Annotated in this window: 9 protein-coding genes; 5 read left to right on the top strand and 4 right to left on the bottom strand. The window is 59.2% G+C overall.

Annotated features, from left to right (window positions below):
• The first annotated feature begins 1,993 nt into the window (after positions 1–1,993).
• Positions 1,994–2,173 (top strand): hypothetical protein, encoded by a 180-nt coding sequence (locus IQ16_RS42215; RefSeq protein WP_074077659.1) that lies wholly within the window; start codon positions 1,994–1,996, stop codon positions 2,171–2,173.
• A gap of 694 nt (positions 2,174–2,867) precedes the next feature.
• On the opposite strand, the gene IQ16_RS42210 is transcribed toward IQ16_RS42215, so the two are convergent.
• From IQ16_RS42210 to IQ16_RS42205, 3 genes are all read right to left on the bottom strand, one after another.
• On the bottom strand, positions 2,868–3,167 hold the full coding sequence (locus IQ16_RS42210) for a hypothetical protein (protein WP_018646718.1): 300 nt from the start codon (positions 3,165–3,167) through the stop codon (positions 2,868–2,870).
• 64 nt (positions 3,168–3,231) lie between these two features.
• Positions 3,232–3,357 carry a hypothetical protein gene (locus IQ16_RS47425; RefSeq protein WP_018646717.1) on the bottom strand — a complete coding sequence of 42 codons (126 nt, stop codon included), beginning with the start codon at positions 3,355–3,357 and terminating at the stop codon, positions 3,232–3,234.
• Positions 3,358–3,603: 246 nt separating this feature from the next.
• Positions 3,604–3,810, bottom strand: a complete 207-nt coding sequence (locus IQ16_RS42205) for a hypothetical protein (RefSeq protein ID WP_202557308.1) — start codon at positions 3,808–3,810, stop codon at positions 3,604–3,606.
• Between the two features lie 498 nt (positions 3,811–4,308).
• Here IQ16_RS42205 and IQ16_RS42200 point away from each other — a divergent pair, with 498 nt between their 5' ends.
• The 4 genes from IQ16_RS42200 (at position 4,309) to IQ16_RS42180 (ending at position 7,350) form a co-directional block, all read left to right on the top strand.
• Positions 4,309–4,512 (top strand): DUF6894 family protein, encoded by a 204-nt coding sequence (locus IQ16_RS42200; RefSeq protein ID WP_131233107.1) that lies wholly within the window; start codon positions 4,309–4,311, stop codon positions 4,510–4,512.
• Between the two features lie 470 nt (positions 4,513–4,982).
• The gene (locus tag IQ16_RS42190) at positions 4,983–6,017 is read left to right on the top strand and encodes an IS110 family RNA-guided transposase (protein WP_011084361.1); all 1,035 of its coding nucleotides are present in this window, start codon (positions 4,983–4,985) and stop codon (positions 6,015–6,017) included.
• Positions 6,018–6,686: 669 nt separating this feature from the next.
• Positions 6,687–7,100, top strand: coding sequence for a hypothetical protein (locus IQ16_RS42185; protein ID WP_011084360.1), 414 nt, complete (start codon positions 6,687–6,689; stop codon positions 7,098–7,100).
• Between the two features lie 13 nt (positions 7,101–7,113).
• Complete coding sequence (locus tag IQ16_RS42180; protein WP_018646715.1) at positions 7,114–7,350, top strand: hypothetical protein; 237 nt, start codon at positions 7,114–7,116, stop codon at positions 7,348–7,350.
• Here the strand turns inward: IQ16_RS42180 and IQ16_RS42175 are convergent.
• Positions 7,347–8,482, bottom strand: a protein-coding gene (locus IQ16_RS42175; RefSeq protein WP_085973330.1) for an IS3-like element ISBj3 family transposase whose coding sequence is annotated in 2 segments (ribosomal slippage) — positions 7,347–8,224 and positions 8,224–8,482 — 1,137 coding nt in all. Because the reading frame shifts where the segments join, the coding sequence is not laid out codon by codon here. The two genes, IQ16_RS42180 and IQ16_RS42175, sit on opposite strands and share 4 nt — an antisense overlap.
• Positions 8,483–8,943: the final 461 nt, after the last annotated feature.

The raw sequence follows: 8,943 nt of genomic DNA, 5'->3' as shown, positions 1-8,943 counted from the left end.
ATGGCCGCATGACCGTCGCCGACGATTTTGTCGTCGCTCTGGTCGGGCTACGCCCTCCCGACGCAACGACAAAATCGTAAAGCCCCGCGTTCAGCATAACCCGGCAGGAATCCACTTAAATCCAGCGGGGCGCTGTCCAAACAACCGGGGCCAGCTCTTTCTAAGATCTAACGCTCGGGATTTACCGGCAATTTGTTAAAGCCGGCAGAATCTCATTCGAGAATCCGTTTGGTGTGGCGCCAAAACTTTGTACGGAACGTACAAATACGCGCACACTTTGTAAAGTCGCGGTGAACCTCTCGTCGTCCAGTTACTAGTCTCAGGCGGGTGCAGGTGGCGATCTCGGCGTTGGCGATCGACATCTCGCCCGAGGAGTATCGCGCCGAACACGGCCGCGCGGTCGGATGCCCGGTCGAGGATAGGCCCCCTGCTGGCCTTCTAAGGATTTCCCGCAGAGTATCGGGATCATCGTGTGCTCTCACAATATCTCCTGGAGAACGGTTCGGGATAGTTCGGCAGTGGCCATAAACCTGCACGCTAGGGAGTTTGGGCTCCGCCTACCTGCATGACCCGTCACCCCCGCATGGTTGACGGAACACTCGATCAACCGTCCTCGTTGAACTGCTGCCGTGGAAGCTGGGGAAATCTTGTCAGAGCTGCGCGACGTGCAGGGACCGGACGCTTCCTCGCCGGCGAGTAGCACTCGGGCGAGAAACAGCGTCCCGGCGGTTCGTCTTCACCAGATCGCTAGGCTTCCTTAGGATCAGAGACGCCGCCACCGTGCATTCATGGCCGGACGACCGGATCAGGCGATAATTGCAATAGGCAGCCGAACAGGCCCGTAGCAGATTGCAGGTGGTCAAACCGGCCGGCGATCCGCTTTATGATGGCACATGTTGGTCGCCGAAGCGTCGACTTCATCGAGGAAGTGAACTTCTCTTATCGCCAGCTTCCGCAATCGCGACAACGTTTCTCAGCTTGGCTACATCGATCCGACAAGTGCTTCCCCAATCTGCCACTCCGTCTTTACAGATCGAGACCAGCTTTGATGGAGTGATCAGTACCGTCGCGAGAAGGGCTAAGCGATCGACCATTTTTGTGGTTTCGGCCTGCTGCGCAGTTGCGTCTCTGTTATCGGCAGGAAGGCGCCCGTCTGAACGGTTGCCGATGTTGCCTGACAGTCGACCGTTTGCCCCGCTGCCACTCGCGCCAACTGCCGAATGTCAAACAAGCCTCCAGATCAGCAAACTATGCCGACCCACTGATCAAGCTAGCTGCAAGCGCAAGAATCCGAGGCCAATGTAATGAATACTTAAGCGCTGGGCTGGGTTGAATGGCGCCTCCGGGTTTCAATCGAGCGCAGCTCGGCGAGCGCGCTCACAGTGTTAGAATAATTAGGTACTGCTCGCTCGAAAGCTCGAGAATAATCGTCAAGCGGAGCTTCGCCACTATTCAGGAACAAACAATCTCGATGCACACCCCACACACCTCTCGTTAATGACGGTCGCGTTTGCGATCGCAACTGACGCCCAATAAGTTTCTAGATTTGATCAATACGTTTTCAAGGTTCTGCTGCGCCGGGCTTGGAAGTGCCCGCCCCCTCCGAGATGGAAGCACCAAAGCGATAGAGGCCTTGATAGCATCCCGCATGCGAATTCGGCGCAGTACAGCGTTAAAGTAGAGTTCCGGTGTCGAGGCATTTTGCAATAGGTCTCATTCAATATCCGGAAAAGGGGCATGGGCGCGATTCCGAGCTTCTAATGGGGGAGAATGCGATGCGACCGCTGCGTAAAGCACGAGAGTCATAGCCGAGCGGACGATATTTTGTACATAACGTTCAAATCTGTGGCCGAAGCAACACGCTCGGGCGAGTAACGGGATCGTTCGTACGTCCCGTGCTGTGTTTGTCGCCGCCGCCCTGATTTGACTATTAATGGTTGGCGAGCACAGGGAAACTCTTCGTTCGTACTCACTTGCTCGGAAAAGGTTCGATATGAATCATGACGACAACGGAAATCGCCATGAAGTATCTGTGATGACGGACGAACAGCTCGAACTGGAGCACTGCAAGCAACAGATTGCTCGTCTCAAACAGCTGGTTATTCGCCTTTCTGAAATTGCGTTGCGCAACGTCGTAAGAGCCGCCGAGGACCGAAAATCGGAACGCGCGTGAGTCTCTGTCGGCCCACCGAACGACCAGCCCCGGAGGGAAACGAACGTTGCGCCGTAGCGCGCTGTTCTTTGCAGCGCGGCTCCCGCCGGGGGCAGGGAGCAGCCTCGCCCCTATCTCCATAGGGGCGAGGCTCCTATTTTATAGCCGGAACTTTGAGGGTTCAGACCGGCATCGAGCTTGGCGTATCGCGCGTCGCCCGACGCGTGGATATTCCTTCGCATCGACAGCGATCACGCGCGACGTGCCGAGCACATTCTTGCGAGAGCAGTGGCTCGCATTTGCGACGGCAACGCCAGCAAGCAATGCCGTCGCCGCGCCGGCGAGTTGTGAGGCCCATTGGTGCAGGCCTAGTCTACCACCGCAACGGAGAAAAGCGGCGCGCCTATTTTGTACCAAGGGAAGCTGTCTCGCTCCTCTCAATGGGGCGCGAAGTGGATTTCGATCCTGACCGCAACCGGATGGGCGGGCCGGCATTGGGCGAAATGTCGTTTACTCAAGAGTACTTTCGCCGGCTGGCTCGGGAGTGTGAGCTGCCCGCGCGCTTTTTCGCGCTGCTTGACGGCGACGCCTCAGAGTACGCCCCCGAGGAAGCCGAGCAGGAGTGTTGCCGGAAACACTCTGCGTCCGCAACGGCTCCCACCTCTCCAGATCGGCGTGGATAACCAGGTCACGTGGCCCAAGGAGGAAGCGCTTATCACTGCTCCTCATGCCCAAGACCAAGGATCACTTGCAGTCCGTCCACATCGCCCTGACGGCCAACTCTCTCGACGAACGCGGCGCCTTGACGGTCGTCTCTCCTTCTCAGCTGCACCGGCTCGATGCCGGAGGCAAACTCGATCACCGGCTGGTAGCGCTTGGCGGAAGTGCTGAAATATATCACGCCCGAACGCCGCCGCTGAAACAACTGCACGTCGCTCGAGCCCTGCGGCGTCGAGATTTTGACTTTGTGCTCGCGGTTGATGAAGCCGAACACGCGCAAGGTTTCCGAATCCACTCCTGGCGCTGCTGCACAAACCAGCTCTAGCCAAGCGCGGCCCCTTGGTCATTGCGTAGCTCGATTACGTCGGGGTCAGCTTGTGGCGGTCGCCGTTCCAGATCGTTATCGCTTCCTCGGGCGTGCCGACCGCCTTGGTCGAGACCTCCATGCCGTAGGGTTCGCTCGCAACGAAGGCGCCTGCTCGCATCCTCCTGGATCAGGACCGGGTAGCACTTGGCAATCAAGCACCTCCGGATCGGACGCCTCCGATTTCGTGTTGCTCTCACTGGTATTCGGATCAACTGCCATTCTGTAGTCTGCCTCAAGCAGCTCCACTAGCCGCTCGACGCGAGCGATCCGGAATGGCTGGGACGGCTTTGTCATCAGGGCAGGTCCCTGGGATCGAATGCGAAGAATCCAATGATGAAGATGACGAGCGTGCGAGGAGTGGCGTTCATGCGCCGGGCTGTCGGTCCTCCGCCGAATGCCAGTCCGCGCCGTGGAGGCGGATCATCTCGCGACGGGACCGCTCGATGAAGACGCGCTCAACGCAAAAGCCGGCGGTGACTGAAGCCGCCAGCGCAAGGCCGCAGGCGATATAATCATTCATGAAATTCCAAAACATGTTGCTGCCGGCGACGCCGACAAAAGTAAGTGCCATGACGGTGTTACGAATTGCCTTAACCACGTTGTTCCCCCAGCCGGTCGGCGAGGCACTTTAGCATTGCAACCATGACGCTTAGCAGCGTTTGATGGTTGTGATCCGCCGTCTTTCTGCTCAATCAGCTTGGGTCCGGCCGTGTTGTCGCGCCCCGTGGAATCCGATCGATAACGTATCTCGCTCTGTGCCATGAAACGTGGTGACGTCTTGGCAGACAGCCTTCGCCAGCCGATAGGACGCAGCATCCGCTTTGCAGCGGTTTCGGCCAGCGCAGCCGAGCAGAACAAATAGCACTGCATCTCTGGACCATAGAACGAGGCGTTCTCGGCGTCGGCAGCAATTCGTGCGGGCTCAATCCGTTCCAAAGCCCACGCACGGAAGCGCTTCGCATTTTGCCAATCATTCGCAGAATTTCGGCATCATGAGGCCCTACATCAGAGAACTTCTGCTTAATTGCCCAATACTATCATTATTCCCGTGGGGCAACGAAGCGAACGAATGGCCCGTTTCTACTTTAATCTGGCAGGCAAGCAGAATGTCGACGACCCCGGCGGGTTAGCATTCGAAGACGAGCTGCAAGCCTTCCGTGCGGCAGAACGCTTAGCAAAAGATCTGGCGAGTGCTCAACCTCTGCTGCGGGGTACAACCTGCGTGGTCGTTACACGCAGGGACCGAGGTGAGGCCTATTACGTAAGCGTGTGACAGCGCTTCCAAATCAGACGTCTCGGCCACTACTGACGTATCATCTGCCGGGGCAGCCGCCCCGAGTTGTGGGACCACCGAGCCGATTGAGGGAGGGCTCGTTTTCCCTAGTTAGACTTGCCTGCAACGCCACCGTCAGGCACGATTTCGAAGAACCCCGATTGCACCATGTCCATCAAGACCTATATCGGCGCGGTCGAAGCGGCGCACGATGATGGCTGATTGGGCCGCGTTCTGCGATGGCAAGCGCGCTGCGGACGGCGTGGTCGTGCCGATGTCTCGCGCGATTGCGTGACGAATAACTTTCTGACTTTCGAATCGTGGAGAGCCTGTTTCCCACCAAGTAGAACTAGATGCCGTAATGGGCCCTGCTTCGAGCAAGGGGTCATGATGGTGGCTGTCCCCCGATAGATGATGAAACGGGGTCACGACTTGAGTCGGCCCCAAGCATCTAGAGACGGAGGACAGCCGTGGAGAACTATGCCGGAATCGACGTGTCATTGGAACTGTCGAGCGTGTGCGTTGTGGATGCCCAGGGTAAGATCCTGAAGGAAGCGAAGGTCGCGAGCGAACCCGACGCCTTAGTCGAGTTTTTCGAGAGGCTTGGCTTTGCAGCAAAGCGAATTGGGCTGGAAGCGGGGCCGCTGTCGCAATGGCTGCATGCAGGCTTGAAAGGAGCGGGGCTCGAGGCAGTCCTGCTCGAGACGCGACATGTTAAGGCCGCATTGTCTGCAATGACGGTGAAGACTGATCGCAAGGATGCCCGCGGGATCGCCCAGTTGATCCGGATGGGATGGTTCCAGCCGGTACACGCGAAGTCGGTCGGCGCCCAGGAGATCCGGGCACTCCTGATCGCACGCAAACAGCTTCTCGGGCGACTTATCGATGTGGAATTAAGTATCCGAGGGATTTTGCGCGGCTTCGGGCTGAAGGTTGGCCCGGTGACGCGGAGGAGTTTCGAAGCGCGGATCCGAGAGTTGGTTGCGGGGCAAGCGACATTGGAGCGTATTGCCAGTGCGATGCTTTCGGCACGATCGGCCTTGAAGGCAGAGTACGGAAGGCTGCACAAGGCTGTACTGGCAATTGTGCGTGACGATGCAGTCTGTCGCCGGCTGATGACAGTACCGGGCGTTGGCCCCCTGGTGGCTGTTACCTACAAATCGGCGATTGATGCCCCTCATCGCATCGTAAAATCGAAGGCGGCAGGCGCGCTGTTCGGGCTTACGCCAAAGAAATATCAATCGGGAGAAAAGGACGTCACAGGCGGGATCACGTTGGCCGGCGACGAGACGGTGCGCACGGTGTTGTATGAAGCCGCCAATGTTCTGCTGTCGCGCATCACGCGGTTCTCAAAACTCAAGCGCTGGGGGATGGACGTCGCCAAGCGGCGAGGCTCAAAGCGCGCAAAGGTCGCCCTGGCACGCAAGCTCGCAGTGATCCTGCATCGGATCTGGATCGACGGCACAACTTACCGATGGACTGACGCCGGCCCGATCGCAGCATAGAAAACGTCTAGGAGATCAAGAACGCAACCGAGCTGAACTGAAGCTCGGTGCCCGAAGTCCCGTCGCCGGGACGGTGGATCCGGTGAAGCCGTTACACGGCCAGTGGTCGTCATCTGACGAACCCCGCGCATCTAGATAGGCTCACCGCTCCCTCTGACAGCATGATGTGGCGGCCAGGCGTTGACCACGGACAGAAGCATGAGCTCGGCGACGAGACGTTCACTCGGGAGGCTTGACATCATCGGGCCCATTACAGAAGGCCGTGAACCCATCTGTGGACGCCCCGCGAGATGCAAGCGGTTTTTGAAACAGACCACGAAAAGCACCAGAGAGTTGCAGCTACTGGGTCCACCATTGTGCCTCCGAAATCCCGCGCGCGCCGCCCTATCGCCTGAAGGGATTTCGTTGGGACCCGGCGCAACTGGAAAAACTGCAAGGACCGCCAGATGAGGGTGAGCGCCACCCGGGTTTATTAACCCTCCGCCGATCATGCAGAAAGACGGCAAAAGGTGGCCCATCGGCGCCGATTATGGAACCGGTTGTGGTGTTAAATGCCCCGAAACGATGGCAGAAACGAAGGAGATGCTCCGGCTCCGCATACTCGGCTCACACACCGACGACTGACGCAGGATCGCCCGCGATGACAAAGCAGAGCGAGCATAGATCAGCATGGCGTATCTGCAGAAGCAGCTCGCTAGGCAGCGAAAAGCCCTCGGCGAACTCGGTGAGCGCGTGTCGCGTGCCGAACGTGAGATCACGAAAGATCGCGCCGACAGACTCGAGCCGGCATTGCTTGGACTAGTGTCGACTGAAAACCCCGACACTGACGAAGAGAAGATCATGCCCGTACAAATGAACGCCGAGCTTTTCTGCAAGCTGCAGGAACTATCCCGCCATAACGCGGTCGCCCGCGCGCTTGTCTTCTTGTGGGAAACCGGCACCCTGACCTACGAGGACTGGGCGACGAAGGCGATCTCTCTTCTCATTGATCAGAACGAAACGCTCTCGGCGATCGCCGTGGATGCGGAGAAGCGCGCCTGCCGCCTGCCCAAAACTCCGCCCGTAGCCTCACCCACACGTTGAGAGAGATCGTCCCGTGTCCGACACCCCCAAGACCGGAACACCGCACCCCGGGCCCGCGCTGCGGCTTGTCAGCGGCGCGAAACAGGAGCCGCTGCGCTGCCCCGCCGCTGGCCGCGATGCCGAAAGCGAGAAGACGCTTTGCTTCTACTTCAACCGGCGCATGACCGATGACGAGATGCGGCACCAGAGCTGGCCCCGGTTATCTGAACAGCAATTCCGCGTCGATAAGTGGAGTTTCTGCCAGAGTTAGGCTGCCGCGCGGAACGGCAGCGGGCTGAAGTAAGCTTGATCGGGGGTGCCGCCGTCAAGGCTCGAGTGGGGACGCCGGCCATTGTAAAAGGCGAGGTATCGGCCGATCGAGGCGCGGGCGTCGGACACGGTGTCGTAGGCGCGCAGATAGACCTCTTCGTATTTGATGCTGCGCCACAGACGCTCGACGAACACGTTGTCGCGCCAGGCGCCCCGACCGTCCATGCTGATGGCGATGCCATGACTGGCGAGCATGCCGGTGAACGCGGCGCCCGTGAACTGCGAGCCTTGGTCGGTATTGAAGATGTCCGGCTTGCCATGGCGAGCGAGAGCGTCCTCCAGCGTCTCGACGCAGAATGCGGCTTCCATAGTGATCGAGACGCGCCACGACAGCACCCGGCGGCTGAACCAGTCCAGCACCACCGCGAGATAGACGAAGCCGCGCGCCATCGGGATGTAGGTGATGTCCATCGCCCAGACCTGGTTCGGGCCTGTGATCTCCATCCCGCGCAGCAGATACGGATAGATCTTGTGCCCGGGTTCGGGCTTGGTGGTACGCGGCCGGCGATAGAGCGCCTCTATCCCCATCCGCCGCATCAGCGTTTTGACATGCCGGCGGCCGATCTTGCACCCCTCGGCAGCCAGCAGGTCTCGCAACATTCGCGAACCGGCGAAAGGAAACTCCAGGTGCAGCCGGTCAAGCCGCTGCATGATCGCGAGGTCGGCGGGCGACACCGGACGTGGTAGATAATAGATACTGCCACGGCTGATCTTCAAAACTTCCGCCTGTTTGGTGATCGGCAGGTCGTGCTCACGGTCGATCATCGCTTTGCGCTCAGCAGGCCGGCTTTGCTGAGCGCGCCTTCTAAAAAATCGTTCTCAAGCGTCAGCTCCCCGATCTTGGCGTGCAGCGTTTTCACGTCTACCGCGGACTCGCTCGCTCTGTTGCCACCGCCAGGACCAAACACCTCGGCCGCCGCCTCCTGAAGCTGGGACTTCCACTGCGTGATCTGGTTCGGGTGCACGTCGAAATGCTCAGCCAGCTGGGCCAGCGTCATCTCGCCCTTGATCGCCGCTAACGCCACCTTGGCCTTGAATGCCGGTGCGTGTTGCCGGCGGGCTCGTCTGCTCATCGTCTCTCCTGATTCGCGGGACAATCTTGCCCGCCGTCAGGCAGAAACTCCACTTACCGCCCTGTCCAGATTTCCGGAGCCAGCTCTACCTTCACGCGGTCAGGCAGGCGGCAGCCTACTCGCCGATCATCGACGGCCAGCCCAGCAAGCAAACGAGCGGAGTCTCAGAGCAGGAGGCGGCGGCAGTGCTACGGCGCTACCTGCTCATGCGCGAGATTGACGGTCACTGAGAAAGTTCCTCTTTTTCATCCGCGCCCCCCGACAAAGTCTCGCTAAATTTCAAACTGAGACACTACCCGTTAGTCGGTTCAACTCGCAGCGTCAGGACGCCCGTGATGGCGGAGGCGACGAAGACAGTCACTCGCACCACTTCCGGGAACAGCACACCAATCAATGGTGTCAGAGTCCGGGGAGACCCCAGTAGAACACGCCGACCAGGCCGGCAATAAGGCTTGTATAGA

This window comes from Bradyrhizobium huanghuaihaiense, from assembly GCF_007830635.1.
Taxonomy (GTDB): Bacteria; Pseudomonadota; Alphaproteobacteria; order Rhizobiales; family Xanthobacteraceae; genus Bradyrhizobium; species Bradyrhizobium huanghuaihaiense.
Note: the sequence above shows the minus strand (reverse complement) of the source record. Positions and strands in the feature narration are given on the sequence as shown.

Coding starts and splice junctions, on each gene's coding strand:
- IQ16_RS42215 (WP_074077659.1), top strand. CDS start 1,994: ATGAATCATGACGACAACGGAAATCGCCATGAAGTATCTGTGATGACG.
- IQ16_RS47425 (WP_018646717.1), bottom strand. CDS start 3,357: ATGCGAGCAGGCGCCTTCGTTGCGAGCGAACCCTACGGCATGGAGGTC.
- IQ16_RS42205 (WP_202557308.1), bottom strand. CDS start 3,810: ATGGCACTTACTTTTGTCGGCGTCGCCGGCAGCAACATGTTTTGGAAT.
- IQ16_RS42200 (WP_131233107.1), top strand. CDS start 4,309: ATGGCCCGTTTCTACTTTAATCTGGCAGGCAAGCAGAATGTCGACGAC.
- IQ16_RS42185 (WP_011084360.1), top strand. CDS start 6,687: ATGGCGTATCTGCAGAAGCAGCTCGCTAGGCAGCGAAAAGCCCTCGGC.